The sequence below is a fragment of the Alphaproteobacteria bacterium genome (assembly GCA_019635875.1).
GTDB lineage: Bacteria > Pseudomonadota > Alphaproteobacteria > Reyranellales > Reyranellaceae > JAFAZJ01.
In genome coordinates this window covers 784425-801235 of the sequence record JAHBYP010000002.1, presented here as the reverse complement: position 1 = coordinate 801235, position 16811 = coordinate 784425, and the positions used below count along the sequence as shown (strand labels likewise).

Below are 16811 nucleotides of genomic sequence, written 5' to 3'. Positions count from 1 at the left end.
ATGATGATCGTCGGCCTGACGGGCTCCATCGGCATGGGCAAGTCCACCGCCACGCGTTTGCTGCGCAGCATGGGCATCCCGGTCTACGACGCCGACGCCGCGGTCCACGCCGTGCAGGCGCCCGGCGGCGAGGCCCTGGCGCCGATCGAGGCGGCCTTCCCCGGCTCGGTGAAGAACGGCGTGCTCGACCGCGCCGCCTTGGGCGCCAAGGTGTTTGGCGACCCCGCCGCCTTGCGCCGGCTGGAGGGCATCGTCCATCCGCTTGTCGGCCGCCGGCAGCGCGCCTTCCTCAAGAAATGGGCGTTGCGCCGCGCCCCGATCGTCGTGCTCGACATCCCGCTGCTGTTCGAAGGCAACGGCCATCGCCGGGTCGATGCGACGATGGTCGTCAGTTCTCCTTACTTCCTGCAAAAACAGCGCGTCCTCGCGCGCCCCGGGATGACGGCCGAGAAGTTCGACGACATCCACCGCCGCCAGGTCCCCGACAGCATCAAGCGCCGGCACGCCGATTTCGTCCTGCCCAGCAACGCCGGCATCGGGCCGACCCGCGCGGCGCTCGCCCGGGCCCTGAAGGAACTCCGCAATCGCAAGGGCCGCTTCTGGCCGGGCCGGCCGCTCTACGAGCGACGCACGGCCGAGCTCGCCCGCAGCCGCCGAGGCCGCCCGCCATGACCCGTGAAATCGCCTTCGACACCGAGACGACCGGGCTCGATCCGCGGGCCGGCCACCGGCTGGTCGAGATCGGCTGCGTCGAGCTGATCCACGGCATGCCCAGCGGCCGGTCCTGGCACAGCTACCTCAACCCCGAGCGCGACATGCCGGAGGAAGCCTTCGCCGTTCACGGCCTGTCGGTCGACTTCCTGCAGGACAAGCCGCTGTTCGGCGACGTCGCCGAAGGTTTCCTCGAGTTCGTCGCCGACGCCACGCTGGTGATCCACAACGCCGCCTTCGACCTGGGCTTCATCAACGCCGAGCTCGACCGGATCGGCCGGCCGGCGCTGAGCAACGCCTTCGTCGATACGGTAAGCGTGGCGCGGCGCAAGTTCCCCGGCCAGCGCAACAGCCTGGATGCGCTGTGCGAGCGCTTCGGCATCGACAACGCCCATCGTACCCGGCACGGCGCGCTGCTCGACGCGGAGCTGCTCGCCGAGGTCTATGTCGAGCTCAATGGCGGCCGCCAGCGCGGCCTCGACCTCGCCGCCACCACCACCACCGTCACCGTGCAGGTGAGCGAAGGCGCGGTGGCGGTCAGCGTCGTGCGCGAAGCGCGCGTGCATGCGCCGTCGGCCGCCGAGCTGGCGGCGCACGAGGCCTTCCTGAAGAAGCTCAGCGAGCCGATCTGGCTGAAGTGACAACGGCGCAGCTACTGTCATCCCGAGCGCAGCAAGGGATCCAGGCAACGCCCGGGATGACGGGGCCGCCTACGCGTGCCCGACCGGCGTGCTGGGGGTCTGCGCCATCTGCTGCTGGTAGAGCGCGGCGAAATCGACCGGCTGCAGCAGGAGCGGCGGCAGGGCCGCCTGGCTCAAGGTCGCGGTGATGATGGCGCGGGCGAAGGGGAACAGCAGCATCGGCACGTGGATGCCGATGATCGGCCCGATCGCTTCCTGCGGCACGGCGCCGACGCTGACGACGCCGGCATAGGCCAGCTCCATGATGAAGATCATCTGGCCCTGGTCGTCCTTGCCGTCGAGCTCGACGCTCATCGTCACCTCGAACATGCCGGGCTGCTCGAGGTTGCGCGCATCGCAGCGGACGTTGAGGTTGTACTGCGGCGGCGCGGTGAGCTGCAGGCTCTGCGGCGCGCGCGGGTTCTCGAACGACATGTCCTTGATGTACTGGCCGTGGATGGTGATCGGCGCCTGGCCGGCCGGCTGGTTGGTGTCGCTCATCTCGGATCTTCCTGCGAAGGGGGCGCGGCCCGCGTAGCACGCGCCGCCCGGCCGGTACAAGGCAAGCCGCCCCGAATGGACATGCGATCCCTGCGGCTATTGCGCTTGCCCGCCCTTGCGGCGCGGCGGAAAATGTTCCCGCCATGTCGCGTCCCCTTGTCGGTATCTCCGCCTGCCGCCGCCAGATCAAGGCGTGGACCATCCACTCGGTCGGCGAGCGCTATGTCAGGGCCGTCGTCGAGGCGGTCACCGCCACCCCGATCCTGCTGCCGGCCGTCGGGGTCGGCGATCAGGGCCTCGATCTCGATCGCATCCTCGACGCCGTCGACGGCGTGCTGCTGACCGGCAGCCCCTCGAACGTCGAGCCGTTCAACTATGGCGGCCGCGATCCGCGGCCGGGCGTCGCGGCCGATCCGGCGCGCGATTCCACCACCCTGCCGGTGATCCGCGGCGCCATCGCGCGCGGCATCCCGCTGCTCGCCATCTGCCGCGGCATCCAGGAGGTCAATGTCGCCCTGGGCGGCACGCTGCACGCGCATGTCGAGGAGATTCCCGGGCGGATGGACCACCGCTCGCCGCGCGTCGACAGCCTCGAGGACAAGGTGGCGCCGGCGCACGCCATCGACATCGCCGAGGGCGGTCTCCTGCAGCGCATCACCGGCCTGAAGCACGCCGAGGTCAACTCGCTGCACGGCCAGGGCATCGCCCAGGTGGCGCCTGGCGCGCGCGTCGAGGCGGTGGCGCCCGACGGCCAGGTCGAGGCGATCAGCCTGCCGGGCGCGGCGGGCTTCATGCTCGCGGTGCAATGGCATCCCGAGCACCGCGCGCTGGAGAACCCGCTGTCGCGCGCCATCTTCCATGCCTTCGGCGAGGCCTGCCGCGCGCGGATGGCCGAACGCCACGGCCTGCCGCTACGCGCCGCAGCCGAGTAGCGCCGGCGCGCGCTATAGTGGCCATCCCCGATCGGGATGGAGCGCCCCATGACTGCCGAGCCCGCGCGCACCGGCGCCAATGCCCGCCGCGATTTCTACGAGCGCATCGGCGCACTCTCGATGGCGCCGCTGTGGGAGTCGATGCACCAGCTCGTGCCGCCTTCGCCTTCGCCGAAGTACGTGCCGGCACACTGGAGCTACGAGCGGGTGCGGCCCTACCTGATCGAGTCGGGCGCGCTGATCACCGCCAAGGAAGCGATCCGCCGCGTGCTGATCCTCGAGAATCCGGCGCTCAGGGGCACGGCCTGCGCCACGCCCACGCTCTACGCCGGCCTGCAGCTGATCCTGCCCGGCGAGATCGCGCCCAGCCATCGCCACACGCAATCGGCGCTGCGCTTCATCGTCGAGGGCGAGGGCGCCTATACCGCGGTCGACGGCGAGCGCACCATCATGCGCGAGGGCGACTTCGTCATCACGCCGTCGTGGACCTGGCACGATCACGGCAACGATTCGTCCAAGCCGATGGTCTGGCTCGACGGCCTCGACATCCCGATCGTGGCGATGTTCAACGCCGGCTTCGCCGAGAACGGCGCCGAGGACGAGCAGGCGGTGACGCGGCCGGAAGGCGATTCCGACGCGCGCTACGCCGCGGGCCTGCTGCCGGTCGATCACAAGGCCTCGCGCCAGGCCTCGCCGATCTTCAACTATCCCTATGCCCGTACCCGCGAGGCACTGGCGCGCCTGGCCAGGGCCGGCGCGCCCGATGCCTGCCACGGCCACAAGCTGCGCTACGTCAACCCCGCCACCGGCGGCGCGCCGATCGCCACCATGGGCACCTTCATGCAGCTGCTGCCCGAGGGCTTCGCGACCGCGCCCTATCGCAGCACCGACGGCACGGTGGTCTCGGTGGTCGAAGGCGAGGGCGAAACGACGATCGGCGAGCAGGTCATCCGCTGGAAGAAGCGCGATCACTTCATCGTGCCGAGCTGGATGACGGTGACGCACAAGGCTTCGGCCGAGTCGGTGCTGTTCAGCTTCTCCGACCGGCCGATCCAGGAACGGCTGGATCTGTGGCGCGAGGACCGCGGCGGGAAGTAGCCGTACCCGGGACCGCCGGCGGTCCGATGAAGGCAGCCGCTACGCCGTGCGCTTCTGCGCCGCGACCGAGCCGGCGCAGCGATGGACGGGCAGGGCGCGCAGGCGCGGATCGCGCGCTTCGGCGTGGCGCACCTGCCAGCCGCCGCCCGCCTGGTACAGGAACAGGTCGAGGTCGCAGGCATCGCTGCGGAAGCGCAGCAGGCGCGACGGGCCGTCCTCGCGGGCGAAGACCGGGCGGCCGAAGGTCTGCGCGACGCGACGCTCGTCCATGCCACGCAGCGTCTCCATCGCGATCGGCTGGCCGGCGTTGCTCGAGGTGAAGACGCCGGGCTCGGCGGTGCTGAGCGAATACTGGCTGACCGTGCGGCCGCCGCTGGAATCGCTGACGCAGGCGGCGAGCGAAAGGGCGCAGAGCGCGAGGGCAGCGAGGCGCATCGTTCCTGGTCTTGCGGGCATGCGGACGGCGACACCTTACGCGCCCGGTGCGGGCGCGCAAAGCCTCAGGCAACGCGCTGCGCCGATGCGTCCGGGAAAGACGGCGGCACCACCGGCTGTCGCAACGCCCCGGCGACATGCACCATCATCGCCGTGCCGACCACCGGGGCGAGCAGGTTGAGGAACGGCACCGTGCCCATCAGCATGATCAGGATGCCGGTCAGCCACACGCGTCCGCTGTCGGCCGAGCGCAGCCTCTTGGTCTCGGCCGCCGTGCGCCGGCGCAGGCCGACGCCCTCGTGGTACATCGCCCCGGCCATGTGACCGTTGACGGCATAGAACAGGATCAGGCCGGTGGGCGGGATGAACAGCAGAACGAGATAGATCGGCAGCAGCAGCAGATTCACGCCCAGCATCAGCAGCAGGAACTTCACGCCCGACCAGATGCCGCTCCAGATCGGCGTGCCGCGCGCCACGCCCAGCTGCGGATAGTGGCGCGCCTCGACGGCGTCGGCGACCTCGTCGAGGAACAGGCCGACCATCATGCCGAAAAAGGCCGGGAACAGCAGGAGCGGCGCGACGAAGGCCATCAGGCTGGCCAGCCAGCCGAGTGCCCAGTCGAGCCAGCCGATATCGACGCTCGGGATCGATCGCCCGGCCCAGCGCAGCAGCAGCCACAGAACGATGTAGAGCACCAGCGCCAGGGCGAGGGATTTCAGCACCACCCAGCGCAGCTTCGGGTCGAGGAGCTGGCCGAAGGATTTCTCGATAGCGGAGAACATGGCGACAAATATAGGGGGCCGGCGTGACCGGCCCAAGGCGTCTCGCCAAGCTCAGTTGGTGGCCAGACGGTCCAGCCGCGCCGCGCCCAGGATGGGTCCGTGCTCGGTCGTCTGCACCAGCACCACCATGGCTGCGCCCGGCGCCAGCTTGTCGGCGGGCACGGTCAGGCGGGTCGCCTCGCCGGTCCAGGTCGCCAGCTTCTCGATCGAGCGCACCACGTTGAAATTGGTCAGCGTCGTGCCGCGGTTCTCGCCGCGGCCTACCGGCGTGACATGGCGGGGATCGACGCTCAGCAGCCAGATGTCGGACAACGGCACGCCCGACATCCTGGGCAGCTCGACCAGGCCGCGCCCGCCGCTCAGCGCGTCGAGCACCGGATTGCACCGCGCCCCGGCGCGCTCGGCGGCCTGCCGCAGCATCTTGTAGACGCGGGCGGGATTGGTGCCCGGATCGTGCGCGGCGCCGTTGAACACCATCTCCGGCGTATAAACGTAGCGCTGTCTCAGGGCCTGGGCGTAGCTGTGCTGGCGCGCGGTCGTCGCCGCGGTGGCGAACGGATCCTTCCAGCCGATGTAGTCCCAGTAATCGACATGAAACGAAAGCGCGATCACGTCGGGCCGGCGCGCCAGCTCGCCCAGCAGCCGGTCGGCCGGCGGGCAGGAGGAGCAGCCCTGCGAGGTGAACAGCTCGACCACGACCGGTGCGTTGGGCAGGGGGTTCGCAGCCAAGGTCGAGCGATGCGAAGCGAAGCCCAGCCCGCCCAGCGCCGCACCGGCGGCAAAACGAGCGAACTGGCGTCGGGTGGTCATGCTGCGAATGTGCCTATTGCATGGGGCCGGCGCCAATCACTTCCCGGCCAACCCGTTCACGAAACGAACCAATCCGGTTCAAATGCCGGTGAAGCAAGGCCGGCCCAGGCTGGACGGCACAACTATTTACAGATGTAGAGGCGGTTTGTCCCTCGGCCGAATCGCCTTGCAACAGGTCGGTCGATACGCCAAATCTCGCTCAGCCTATGTTATAATATTGCGCTCTGACACGGCAGACCCGATGGCCACGCACCACCACCACCTGTCCTCCGATCTGGCGACGGCTCTGATCTCCTTCAGCGCCGCACGGCGGATCGCCTGGGCGCTGGTGCCGGTCGCGGCGATCTGGCTGGCCGTGCTGTGGGCGCTGGCATGAGCGCCGCGCTCAGCCTGCGCGACCTGACGGTCGCCTACGAGCGCCATCCGGCGATCCATCACGTCAGCCTCGACGTCGCCGAGGGTGCGCTGACCGCCGTGGTCGGGCCCAATGGCGCCGGCAAGAGCACGCTTCTGAAGGCGGTGATCGGCGAGGTCGGCAAGGTCGAGGGCAGCGTCGATCTCGCCGGCCGCAGCCGCGCCAAGATCGCCTACCTGCCGCAGATCTCCGACATCGACCGCAGCTTCCCGATCTCGGTGCTCGAGGTCGTGCTGCTGGGCAGGTGGGCGCGCATCGGCGGCTTCGGCGGCGCCAGCGCGAAGGACAGGCACGACGCGATCCACGCCATCGAGGCGGTGGGCCTGCGCGGCTTCGAGCAGCGGCCGATCTCGACGCTCTCGGCCGGCCAGTTCCAGCGCGTGCTGTTCGCGCGCGTGCTGTTGCAGGACGCCGAGATCATCCTGCTCGACGAGCCGTTCAACGCCATCGACGCGCGCACCACCACCGACCTGATGGCGCTGGTGCAGCGCTGGCACGCCGATCGCCGCACGGTGCTGTGCGTGCTGCACGACATCGAGCAGGCGCGCGCCCGCTTCCCCGACGCCATCCTGCTGGCGCGCGAGCTGGTCGCTGCCGGCCCCACCGCCGAGACCTTGAGCGCCGCCAACCTGCTGCGCGCGCGCGCCATGGCGGAAGCCTGGGACGAGGACGCCGATGCCTGCCTGCGCGCGGCCGACTGAATTTCCCTTCCCCCGGAGGGGGAAGGTGCCCGAAGGGCGGAAGGGGGATGTCGAAGACGGACTCCCGCGTTCGTCTTCGACATCCCCCATCCGGCGCTCCGCGCCACCTTCCCCCTCCGGGGGAAGGTAAGGATCGCGAATGCAAGCCCTCTACGATTTCCTGCTCGGGCCGTTCGTCGAGTTCGGCTTCATGCGCCGCGCGCTGGTGGCGTGCCTGGCGCTGTCGGTGGGCAGCTCGACCATCGGCGTGTTCCTGATCCTGCGCCGCATGAGCCTGATGGGCGATGCGCTGGCCCATTCGCTGCTGCCCGGCGCCGCGGTCGGCTTCCTGCTCGGCGGCCTGTCGCTGCCGGCAATGGGCGCGGGCGGCTTCGCCGCTGGCATCCTGGTGGCGCTGCTGTCGGGCGTCGTCGCGCGCTTCACCTCATTGCGCGAGGACGCGAGCTTCGCCGCGTCCTATCTCACCGCGCTGGCGCTGGGCGTGACCATGGTCTCGCTCAGGGGCTCGAGCGTCGATCTGATGCACATCCTGTTCGGCTCGATCCTCGCCGTCGACGATCTGTCGCTGCTGCTGGTGGCGACGACCGCGACCATCACCCTGGTCGGCATGGCGATCATCTACCGCCCGCTGGTGGTGGAGTGCTTCAACCCCGGCTTCCTCGTGGCGATGGGCGAGAAGGGCGCGATCTTCCACTACGCCTTCCTGGCGCTGGCGGTGCTCAACATGGTCGCCGCCTTCCAGGCGATCGGCACCCTGATGGCGCTCGGCCTGGTGCTGCTGCCGGCGATCGCCGCCTCGTTCTGGACGCGCGACGTGCCGTCGATGGCATTGGTGGCCGCACCCATCGCCCTGTTCTCCAGCTATGTCGGGCTGCTGGTGTCGTTCCACAGCGACCTGCCCTCGGGCCCGTCGATCGTGCTGACGGCGGCTTCCTGCTACATCGCCTCGCTGCTGCTGGGCGCGCGCGATTCGGTGCGTCAACGCCTCTCGCGTCCGGCCCACCTGCACGGCTAGAGCGACGAGCCCGAATTCGGCGCCGCCCTGTCATCCCGAGCGCAGCGAGGGATCCGGACATCTCCCTGGATCCCTCGCTGCGCTCGGGATGACACTCCTGATTCAATCCGCCCAGACATTGCTCTAAGCTGCCAGCATGGAGATCAAGGCGGCACAGGCCGAAGCCTTCCTGCGCGGCTATGCCAGGAAACCCGACGCCGCGCTGCGCGCCGTGCTGCTCTTCGGCAGCGACGACGGGCTGGTCGCCGAGCGCGGCAAGGCCCTGGCGCTCAGTGTCTGTCCCGACCTCGCCGATCCGTTCCGCGTCGTCGACATCACCGGTGACGCCCTGAAGCAGGATCCGGCGCGGCTGGCCGACGAGTTCCAGTCGATGTCGCTGATGGGCGGCCGCCGCGTGGTGCGCGTGCGGCCCGCTGGCGAGGAATGCCTGGCCGCCGTCGAGGCGCTGCTCGAGGCGCCGGCCGGCGACGCGCTCATCGTGCTCGAGGCCGGCAACCTCGCGCCGGCATCGGGCCTGCGCAAGAGCGTCACCGGCAGCGACGCCGGCGCCGCCATCGGCTGCTATCCCGACAGCGAGGACGCGCTGGGCGGGCTGGTCGAGCGCGTGCTGGGTGAGTTCGGCCTGCGCGCCGATGCCGAGACGCAGGAATTTCTCATCGACAATCTCGGCGGCGATCGCGCGCTGTCGCGCTCGGAGCTGGAGAAGCTCGCGCTCTACAAGGGCCCGGCCGGCGAGGGCGCATCGCCCGAGGCGCGCACCATCTCCCTCGACGAGGCGATGGCGGTGATCGGCGACACCGCGGCGATCGGCCTCGACGACGTGGTCGACCGCACCTTCGACGGCGACTATGCCGGCATGGACCGCGCGCTCGACCGCGTCATCGGCGAAGGCGTGAAGGCACCGCAGATCGTGCGCGCCGTGCAGCGCCACGCCGACATGCTGCATCGCCTGGGCGCTGCGGGCGGCAACATCGAAGGCGCCTACGCCCGCATCTTCCCGCGCCCGCATTTCAGCCGCCGCAACACGATCCTGCGCCAGGCGCGGACGTGGCCCGACACGCGCATGGCCGACGCGCTGGGCCTGATCCTCGAAGCCGACATGCACACCAAGACCACCGGCTTCCCCGACGAAGCGATCGCGCGACGGCTGTGCCTGCGCCTGGCGCAGGCGGCGCGTGGGTTGCAGCGCCGGCGGGCGTAGCACTCCTCGTCATCCTGAGCGCAGCGAAGGATCCTGCGGTATCGCGGTCACGTCGAAGCACTGTGCCCATTCGCACGACCGCGAGATCCTTCGCTGCGCTCAGGATGACGGAGGGAATCAACACCCCAGCTTGCGCGCCAGGTCGACGATGTCGGCCGCCGGAATGTCGACCGCCTCGGGATCGGCGGCGAGGTCGGTGGTCTGGCCGGGACCGTGCTCGGCGGGGCGCGGCCAGAAGGCGGTGCGCAGGCCCTGCGCCTTGGCCGCCTTCAGATCGTTGTTGTGCGCGGCGCACATCAGCACTTCGTGCGGCATCAGGTTGAGCAGCTCGCAGGAGCCGAGATAGGCGCGTGGCGTCGGCTTGTAGGCGCGCGCCGCCTCGGCGCCGAGGATGCAGTCCCACGGCAGGCCGGCGCGCTTGGCCATGTTCACCATCAGCGCCACGTTGCCGTTCGAGCACGGTGCGATGATGTATTTCGTCTTCAGCAGCGTGAGACCCGGCACCGAGTCAGGCCACGGATCGAGGCGGTGCCAGACCTTGTTCATGTGCTCGATGTCGAGCCCGGTCAGGCCCTTGATGGCGAAGCGGTCGAGCAGCACGTAGAGGCTCTCGCGATGCAGCGTGTCGAGCTGCGTGAACGGCCGGCGGCCGGAGCGCACCTCCTCCATCGCCGGCTGGTACATCCTGCGCCAGGCGACCGAGAACTCGGTCCAGTCGACGCCGCTGATGTTCTTCGCGGCGCCGAAGGCCGACAGATCCTTGATCAGGCTCGAGCGCCAGTCGACCACCGAGCCGAAGACGTCGAAGATGCAGGCCTTGATGTCCGCGATCATGGATGATCCTCCCGCCGTCAGTATGGCAGGCGAGTCGGTCGCACAAAAGCAGGCGCGCCAGCTCGCGGCCGTCTGGTAAACCTGTGCTGGGACGAGGTAGCAATTGACCCTACCTATCAATAGTGTCGGAGAACTGCCCCCTGGCATCCACCGGGCGCGCTGGGACGAGGTCGCGCAGACATTCGGTCAAGGCGTTCAGGCGCGGCGCCATGCATTGATGAAGCTTCGCTTCTTGTACGATCTGTCGAGGACAACCCACCACCTGGCACGGTTCCTGACCTTCGGTAGCTTTGTCTCTGGCAAGCGGGCACCACGAGATGTCGACATCATCCTCGTTATGGCCGAAGCCTTTCGCGTCGAGGACACCTCACGCGAAGCCCAGACGCTGTTCTCACATGCCGACGCCGAGGCACGTTTCGGGGCAAGCATCTTCTGGATTCGCGAAGGGTCGCTGACGCCGGCGGAGTTGGCGGAGTTCCTCGATACATGGCAGATTGGCCGTGATGGACGCAGGCGAGGTCTGCTGGAGATCGTCGATGATCGTCGATGACACTGAGTTGGCTGTTGCACGCGAGCGCGTGGCGCGTCTTGAGCGACTGCTGGAAACACTTCGCAAGTCAGCGCGGCCCGAGGAGTGGTCGGCGCTCAGCTCCGGCTACCGGCTCGAGATCGAGCGCGCCCAGGGCGAGATTCTCGACTACCTGTCCCGGCCGGTCGCCGCATAGGGCAGGGCGCTGGTCAGGGCGTCGAGTTCGGCCGAGGTGCGCGCGGTGCCGAAGACGTAGCGGTCGGGCCGCAGGATCAGCGCGCCGCATTCGTGCGCGGCCAGCCAGGCCTCGATGGTGGGCCCGCCGGCGTCGATGACCGCGATGTCGCGCTCGTGCCAGTGCCGCCGCGTCTGCGGCGTGACTGCGCCCAGGGCCTGGGCCGTGCCGATCACCGCGAAGCGCCAGCCGATCGCCTCGTCGAGCAGGCGACCGTCGGGCAGGCGCGGCTGTGGGAAGACGACGCCGGCCGGCGGCGGCGCCGCCTGGTGCGCGCCGGGACCGAGCTGCGGCTGCGGGAAGTCGAAGATCTCGGCGCCCCGCTCGCGGAAATGCCGGTCGCGCTCGGCGGCGCCCTGCCGGTCGGTGGCCTGGATGATGCTGCCGAGATAGACCGCGAGATCGATGAAGGCGCGGACATGGGCGATGCGCTCGCTGCCGTAGGTGTCGAGCAGCGAATCGGGCGCGGCGCGGCGCAGCACGGCGTCGAGCTTCCACGCCAGGTTGGCGGCGTCGCGCAGGCCCGCGCACATGCCCTGGCCGAGGAAGGGCGGCGTCTGGTGGCAGGCATCGCCGGCCAGCAGCAACCGGCGACGGCGCCATTGCCGCGCGATCGTCGAATGGAAGGTGTAGATCGCGGCGCGCTCGACCACGGCGTCTTCCGGCGCGATCCAGCGCGACAGCAGGGGCCAGAACTTCTCCGGCCGGATCGCGTCCAGGGGATCGTCGCCGGGCATCAGCATGATCTCCCAGCGCCGCCGCCTTCCGCCGACATGGACGATGGTCATCGGCCGACCCGGATCGCAGAGCTGCATGGTGTGATCGGGCAGCGCCTGGGCGCGCGGCGAGGCGGGGTCGACGAGCAGGTCGAGCACCAGCCAGGGCTGGTGCAGGCCGAGATCCTCGTTGTCGACGCCCATGTGGCGGCGGACCAGCGAACGCGCGCCGTCGCAGCCCACGACGTAGCGCGCCTGGTGCGTCACACCGCTGGAACGGATGGGCGCGCCGGCCGACAGGCGCACGTAGTTGGCATACTCGTCCAGCCGCACCACCTCCTGGCCGAGCGCGACCGTGACGTTGGGCATGGCCGACGCCCCGTCGCGCAGGGCCGAATCCAGCCGCGGCTGGTGGAAGTACCAGTTGTTGACCCAGCCCTGCGGCCCGACGCCTTCCAGGCCACGGCGTTCCATCAGCGTCTCGCCGGCGGCGTTGACGAAGCGCATGCCCTTGCTCGACGGCCGCGCCACGCCCAGCACCGCCTCGGCCAGCCCGGCCGACTGGAAGATGCGCATCGCCTCGCCGTCGAAATGCACCGCGCGCGGCAGCGGATGGACCTCCAGATCGCGCTCCAGCACCAGCACCGAGCGTCCGGCGCGGCCCAGCAGGTTGGCGAGCAGCGCGCCGGTCGGGCCGAAGCCGACGATGGCGACGTCGTGCAGATAGTCCGGATCGGTCGGCAGCATCCCGGCTCTTCAGTGCGTCGTGCCCGGCCGCGCGCCGGCGGCGAGCAGCGCGCGCTGGCGCGCCGTCGCCATGTCGTAGGCACGATGCATCATGATGCGCTGTGCGTTCAAGCCGCCACCGGCCTGCAACGCCACGACCTGCTGCCAGCCGCCATAGGCGTCGGCCGTGAGGTCGCGGATCAGGTTGTAGACCCGCATGCGCGTCTCGACATCGACGTCCGGCCTGGTGTGCAGGTACTTGCGCAGCAGATCGCCGGTAGCGCCGGCGCGCAGATCGGCCTCCAGCGGCAGGGTCAGCACCAGCCCGCCGCCGAGATCGTGCAGGCCGCGCACCGCGGCGTGGAAATTGGCGGCGTAGTGATACTTCGCGACGTTGATGGCGAGGATGTTGGGGTGGACCATGCCCGATGGCGTGGTCTGGAAGTGCCGGCAGGCGTAGTCGAGCGACATGCGCAGGGTCTCGGCATAGGCGATCAGCTCGGCGATGGTGTTCTGCGCCACCGGATCGCGTTCCTTGCCCTGCTGCTCGGTGACCAGCTGGGCCAGGCCGACGAAGATCTCCGACATCTTCACCGCCTCGACCACGCCGCCGGTGCGCTCCCACAGGCCGAGCGACTGGGCGAACACCGTGGCCAGTGGCACCTCGCCGGCGAGGAAGACGCGATCCCACGGCACGAAGACGTCGTCGAACACGACGAAGCCCTCGGGCATCGAATGATGCGCCGAGGCGGGATAGTCGAAGGCGTTGAGCTCGGAGGCGGCGAAGCTGCGGTTGATCACCTTCACGCCCTTGGCATTGACCGGCACGGAGAACGACACGGCGTAGTCGGTCTCGTCCTGGCGCATGCCCTTGGTCGGCATCACGACGAGCTCGTGGATCAGCGACGCCGCGGTGATGTGCAGCTTGGCGCCACGCACCACGATGCCGTCGTTGCGCCGCTCGACGATGCGGACATAGAGATCGGGATCGTCCTGCTCGTGCGCGCGGCGCTTGCGGTCGCCCTTGGCATCGGTGATCACCTCGGCGGCGCGCAGGTCGTTGTCGCGCGCCTGGCGGTACATGGTCTCGATGTTGGCGGCATATTGCGGGTTCACCTTGCGCACCTGCTCGACCACGCTCATCAGCGCCATGTAGACGCTCGACACGCCGCCGACGATCGACAGCTCGCGCATCATGGCGATGCGCGACCACAGATCCTGCTCGCTGCGCGGGATCTGGAAGATACGATGCGCGGTGCTGCCGTCCTCGGCGGTATAGGTCATGCGCGCCCGGCGCTCGGGCGAATCGTGGCGATAGTCGCGCGCGGCGACATCGAGCGGCACGCGGAAGCGCGGATGGGTGGTGACGTCGGCGATGCGCTCGCCGCCCCAGTAGGTCTCGCGCCCGTCGCGCAGGCTGTCGATGTATTGCGCCGCGGTCTTCAGGCCCATCTCGTCGCTCCCTCCACCGGTTGGCAGCATAGGAGCGACGGCCCGCGGGCAGCGTCAAGAGGGCCCGCCGGCTCAGAAAGCCGGCCGGCGAGACGCCGGCGGTCCCATCAGGACAAGGAGCGGAAGAAGTCGTTGACGTTGCGGCCGCCGGCGAAGCTGTTGAAGGTGCCTTCCCTGGCGAGCTCGTCGGCCGCCGCCATGAAGGCGCTGAAGCCGACGCGCGCCAGCGCGCCGCCGGTCGAGATCCGCCGCACGCCGAGATCGGCGAGCTGCTTCACCGGCAGGCCCTGCCAGCCGACCAGCACGTTGACCGGCTTGGGCGCCACCGCCTTGACCTGCTCGGCGATATCCTCGGCGCTGCGCACGCCGGGCGCGTAGAGCACGTCGGCGCCGGCCTCGGCGAAGGCCACCAGCCGCTTGATGCTCTCGCTCTTGGCTTCGGGATGACGCACCAGCCAGGCCTCGCTGCGCGCCGTCAGCATCACCGGCAGGCCGGTGGCGTCGATCGCCGCGCGCGCCGCGCGGATGCGCGCCACCGCCTCGGGCAGGTCGTAGAGCGGCTTGTCCTTGAGCGACGTGTGATCCTCGATCGACAGGCCCGACACGCCGGTCGCGACGCAGCGCTTGACGTTGGCGGCGACGCCTTCGGGATCGTCGGCATAGCCCGATTCGAAATCGGCGTTCACCGGCAGGTCGGTGGCGGCCGACAGCACGCGCAGATGCTCGAGCATCTCCTCGAGGCTGACCGACCACTGGAAGTCGGCCTTGCCGATGGTCCAGGCGAAGCCGGCCGAGGTGCTGGCCAGTGCCTTGAAGCCCAGGCTCTTGAGATAGAGCGCGCTGCCGATGTCCCAGGGATTGGGGATGACGAAGGTGCCGCTCTCGTGCAGCGCGCGATACTTGGCGATCTTGCCGGCTTGCGTGGTCATGTCGGATCTCCGGTGAGCGTGTGATGAACGCCGTGCCGTAGCATCCCGGGCGCGCATGACGTTTCTGTCGAGGCCGAAGATGTCCCGAGACAATCGCGCGGTTCTACCTTCCCCCGGAGGGGGAAGGTGGCAGCGCGCAGCGCGGACGGATGGGGGATCTCTCAACGACACCTGAGTCCGTCTTCGACATCCCCCATCCGCCCTTCGGGCACCTTCCCCCTCCGCGGGAAGGTAAGGCGGTCACGCCGCCTTCGCCTGCCGCCGGCCGTGCTCGGCGGCGAGGCGCGCGGCCAGCGCCGGGCTGGCGGCGGTCATCGGCAGGCGCAGCTCGGGGCTGGCGATCAGGCCCTCGAGCCACAGCCAGTGCTTGATCGCCGCCGGGTTGGGTTCGGCGAACATCAGGTTCACGAGATCGGTCATGCCGCGCCACACCTCGAGCGCGCCCGCAGCGTCGCCGGCCAGCAGCCGCTCGCGCACGCGCGCGAAGCCGGCGGTCTGGGCATGCGCCGCGGCGAGGATGCCGCCATCGGCACCCTGCGCCACCATGGTGCGGAACTGCGCGTCCTCACCCGTCAGCACCGAGAAGCCTTCGGGCTTGCTGCGGATCAGCTCGAAGCTCTGCATGGCATCGCCGCAGCAATCCTTGACGCCGACGATGGTGGGCCGCTCGGCCAGGCGCAGCAGCGTTTCGTTCGAGAGGTTGACGCCGGTGCGATAGGGGATGTTGTAGATCAGGATCGGCCGCGTGCTCTTGTCGGCGAGCGCCTCGAAATGTTGCCGCATGCCCTCCTGCGAGGGCCGCGTATAGTAGGGACAGGTGATCAGGTAGCCGTCGATCGGCCACGACCCGACCGTACCCAGCGTCTTGAGCATCTTGCGGGTGTCGCTGCCCGACAGGCCCAGCAGCAAGGGCCTGGTGCCGTCGAGCGTCACGGCCGCGACGTCGACCAGGCGCTGCAGCTCCTCATCGTCGAGCGTGAGCGATTCGCCCGTCGTGCCGGCGAGGATGATGCCGTCGATCGGCTGGCCGGCGTAGTGGCGCAGCAGCTTGCGCAGCGAGGCCTCGTCGAGCGCGCCGTCGCGGAAGGGGGTGATCAGCGGCAGCCAGACGCCGCTGAAGTGTGTTCGGGTCGCGCTGCTCGTGGTGATAGTCATGGTCTCGTCTCCTGTTGAAGCCGGAACAGGAGCGGAAACCAGCAAAAGCAAAGGCCCCGTCCTGAACCGGCGGGGCCTCGTGGTCGTCGATGCGGCGCGCGTTCAGCGCAGGCAAAGACCTCCGGTCCCCGGGAATGGGAACGGTTTGGCTTTGGGCTGCAGAACGCGCGTGCGCATGGCTGCATATTCGCGGCTAGTGTCGGCGCCGTCAACGCCTGTTACCATGGCGTCGCCGGCGGGTGGACGCGATGCCGCGTTTCCGCTGCGAGCGAGGGGAGAATCCACCATGGCCTGGTTCAGCCGCTTCACGCGGTTCGGCGACATGCACATCGTGTACGGCCAGGAGGCCGGCATGTCTTGCGGACTCGCCTCGGTGATGATGTGCGTCTTCAAGGTCAACAAGCTCGTGCCGGGCAAGACGGCGGTCACCGTTGAGGAGAACATCCGCAAGAAGTACCAGGCGGCGCTGGGCTCGGCCTACAACTCCGAAGCGGTCGGCACCTATCCGCAGCACCTCGCGAGCATCCTGACCAGCTTCACTTCCGGCACATGGCGCTGGCACAACCTCGCCGCCAACGCCGTGACGCCGAAGCTGGTGTCCAAGGTCGGCGTGACGCCCGGGCTGGGCCCGGTCGCCATCGTCGAGCCGGTGATCCTGGGCGTCGACTGGGACCTCGGCGGCGCGCACTGGGTCGTCGTCGACACCATCCGCCAGCCGTTCTTTTCGAAATACGCCACCGTCAACGATCCCTGGGATGCCAACGTCCACATGCAGGAGATCAAGGACAGCGGGCCGTTCACCTACAACGCCGGCGAAGGCGGCTTCACCATCAACGGCTGGGACAAGTCGATCGCCGAGACGCGCAAGCAGAAATACGACAACACGTCGAAGGGCATGGTGAAGACCTGGGGCATGATCTGCCGCGACTAGGGGCGCGTCGTCACGGGCCGGCG

Annotated in this window: 19 protein-coding genes; 10 read left to right on the top strand and 9 right to left on the bottom strand. The window is 69.3% G+C overall.

The window, feature by feature from the left end:
* Both coaE and dnaQ read left to right on the top strand, forming a co-directional pair.
* Nucleotides 1-672, top strand: a complete 672-nt coding sequence (gene coaE / locus KF889_10085) for a dephospho-CoA kinase (protein MBX3499781.1) — start codon at nt 1-3, stop codon at nt 670-672.
* Nucleotides 669-1352 carry a DNA polymerase III subunit epsilon gene (gene dnaQ, locus KF889_10080; GenBank protein MBX3499780.1) on the top strand — a complete coding sequence of 228 codons (684 nt, stop codon included), beginning with the start codon at nt 669-671 and terminating at the stop codon, nt 1350-1352. Before coaE ends, dnaQ begins: the two co-directional genes overlap by 4 nt.
* 69 nt (nt 1353-1421) lie before the next feature.
* Here the strand turns inward: dnaQ and secB are convergent, their stop codons facing one another.
* Nucleotides 1422-1892, bottom strand: coding sequence for a protein-export chaperone SecB (secB, locus tag KF889_10075; GenBank protein MBX3499779.1), 471 nt, complete (start codon nt 1890-1892; stop codon nt 1422-1424).
* 143 nt (nt 1893-2035) lie between these two features.
* On the opposite strand from secB, the gene KF889_10070 reads away from it, so the two are divergent.
* Nucleotides 2036-2824, top strand: a complete 789-nt coding sequence (locus KF889_10070; protein MBX3499778.1) for a gamma-glutamyl-gamma-aminobutyrate hydrolase family protein — start codon at nt 2036-2038, stop codon at nt 2822-2824.
* A 48-nt stretch (nt 2825-2872) separates the two neighbouring features.
* Entirely contained in the window at nt 2873-3922 is a 1050-nt protein-coding gene (gene gtdA, locus KF889_10065) for a gentisate 1,2-dioxygenase (protein MBX3499777.1), read from the top strand.
* A gap of 39 nt (nt 3923-3961) precedes the next feature.
* Here gtdA and KF889_10060 read toward each other — a convergent pair whose 3' ends face one another.
* The 3 genes from KF889_10060 to KF889_10050 all read right to left on the bottom strand — a co-directional run bounded on the left by KF889_10060 (nt 3962) and on the right by KF889_10050 (nt 5949).
* On the bottom strand, nt 3962-4357 hold the full coding sequence (locus KF889_10060; protein MBX3499776.1) for a hypothetical protein: 396 nt from the start codon (nt 4355-4357) through the stop codon (nt 3962-3964).
* Nucleotides 4358-4422: 65 nt separating this feature from the next.
* Nucleotides 4423-5139 carry an EI24 domain-containing protein gene (locus KF889_10055; GenBank protein MBX3499775.1) on the bottom strand — a complete coding sequence of 239 codons (717 nt, stop codon included), beginning with the start codon at nt 5137-5139 and terminating at the stop codon, nt 4423-4425.
* A gap of 51 nt (nt 5140-5190) precedes the next feature.
* Nucleotides 5191-5949 (bottom strand): DUF1223 domain-containing protein, encoded by a 759-nt coding sequence (locus KF889_10050; protein MBX3499774.1) that lies wholly within the window; start codon nt 5947-5949, stop codon nt 5191-5193.
* A gap of 372 nt (nt 5950-6321) precedes the next feature.
* Between KF889_10050 and KF889_10045 the strand changes: the two genes are divergently transcribed.
* From KF889_10045 to KF889_10035, 3 genes are all read left to right on the top strand, one after another.
* Nucleotides 6322-7065, top strand: a complete 744-nt coding sequence (locus KF889_10045; protein MBX3499773.1) for an ABC transporter ATP-binding protein — start codon at nt 6322-6324, stop codon at nt 7063-7065.
* Between the two features lie 139 nt (nt 7066-7204).
* Nucleotides 7205-8080 (top strand): metal ABC transporter permease, encoded by an 876-nt coding sequence (locus KF889_10040; protein ID MBX3499772.1) that lies wholly within the window; start codon nt 7205-7207, stop codon nt 8078-8080.
* A 136-nt stretch (nt 8081-8216) separates the two neighbouring features.
* Nucleotides 8217-9281 carry a DNA polymerase III subunit delta gene (locus KF889_10035; protein ID MBX3499771.1) on the top strand — a complete coding sequence of 355 codons (1065 nt, stop codon included), beginning with the start codon at nt 8217-8219 and terminating at the stop codon, nt 9279-9281.
* Nucleotides 9282-9398: 117 nt separating this feature from the next.
* On the opposite strand, the gene KF889_10030 is transcribed toward KF889_10035, so the two are convergent.
* On the bottom strand, nt 9399-10115 hold the full coding sequence (locus KF889_10030; protein MBX3499770.1) for a haloacid dehalogenase type II: 717 nt from the start codon (nt 10113-10115) through the stop codon (nt 9399-9401).
* Nucleotides 10116-10218: 103 nt separating this feature from the next.
* Here KF889_10030 and KF889_10025 point away from each other — a divergent pair, with 103 nt between their 5' ends.
* Nucleotides 10219-10665, top strand: coding sequence for a hypothetical protein (locus tag KF889_10025; protein ID MBX3499769.1), 447 nt, complete (start codon nt 10219-10221; stop codon nt 10663-10665).
* Complete coding sequence (locus KF889_10020) at nt 10652-10840, top strand: hypothetical protein (GenBank protein ID MBX3499768.1); 189 nt, start codon at nt 10652-10654, stop codon at nt 10838-10840. Before KF889_10025 ends, KF889_10020 begins: the two co-directional genes overlap by 14 nt.
* Here KF889_10020 and KF889_10015 read toward each other — a convergent pair.
* The 4 genes from KF889_10015 to dapA all read right to left on the bottom strand — a co-directional run bounded on the left by KF889_10015 (nt 10813) and on the right by dapA (nt 15857).
* The gene (locus KF889_10015) at nt 10813-12342 is read right to left on the bottom strand and encodes a bifunctional 3-(3-hydroxy-phenyl)propionate/3-hydroxycinnamic acid hydroxylase (GenBank protein ID MBX3499767.1); all 1530 of its coding nucleotides are present in this window, start codon (nt 12340-12342) and stop codon (nt 10813-10815) included. The two genes, KF889_10020 and KF889_10015, sit on opposite strands and share 28 nt — an antisense overlap.
* A 9-nt stretch (nt 12343-12351) precedes the next feature.
* On the bottom strand, nt 12352-13773 hold the full coding sequence (locus KF889_10010; GenBank protein MBX3499766.1) for a 4-hydroxyphenylacetate 3-hydroxylase: 1422 nt from the start codon (nt 13771-13773) through the stop codon (nt 12352-12354).
* Between the two features lie 107 nt (nt 13774-13880).
* On the bottom strand, nt 13881-14702 hold the full coding sequence (locus KF889_10005; GenBank protein MBX3499765.1) for an isocitrate lyase/phosphoenolpyruvate mutase family protein: 822 nt from the start codon (nt 14700-14702) through the stop codon (nt 13881-13883).
* A 240-nt stretch (nt 14703-14942) separates the two neighbouring features.
* On the bottom strand, nt 14943-15857 hold the full coding sequence (gene dapA, locus KF889_10000; GenBank protein ID MBX3499764.1) for a 4-hydroxy-tetrahydrodipicolinate synthase: 915 nt from the start codon (nt 15855-15857) through the stop codon (nt 14943-14945).
* Between the two features lie 286 nt (nt 15858-16143).
* Between dapA and KF889_09995 the strand changes: the two genes are divergently transcribed.
* Nucleotides 16144-16788: a hypothetical protein gene (locus KF889_09995; GenBank protein MBX3499763.1), complete on the top strand. Its 645-nt coding sequence runs from the start codon at nt 16144-16146 to the stop codon at nt 16786-16788.
* Nucleotides 16789-16811 lie beyond the last annotated feature (23 nt).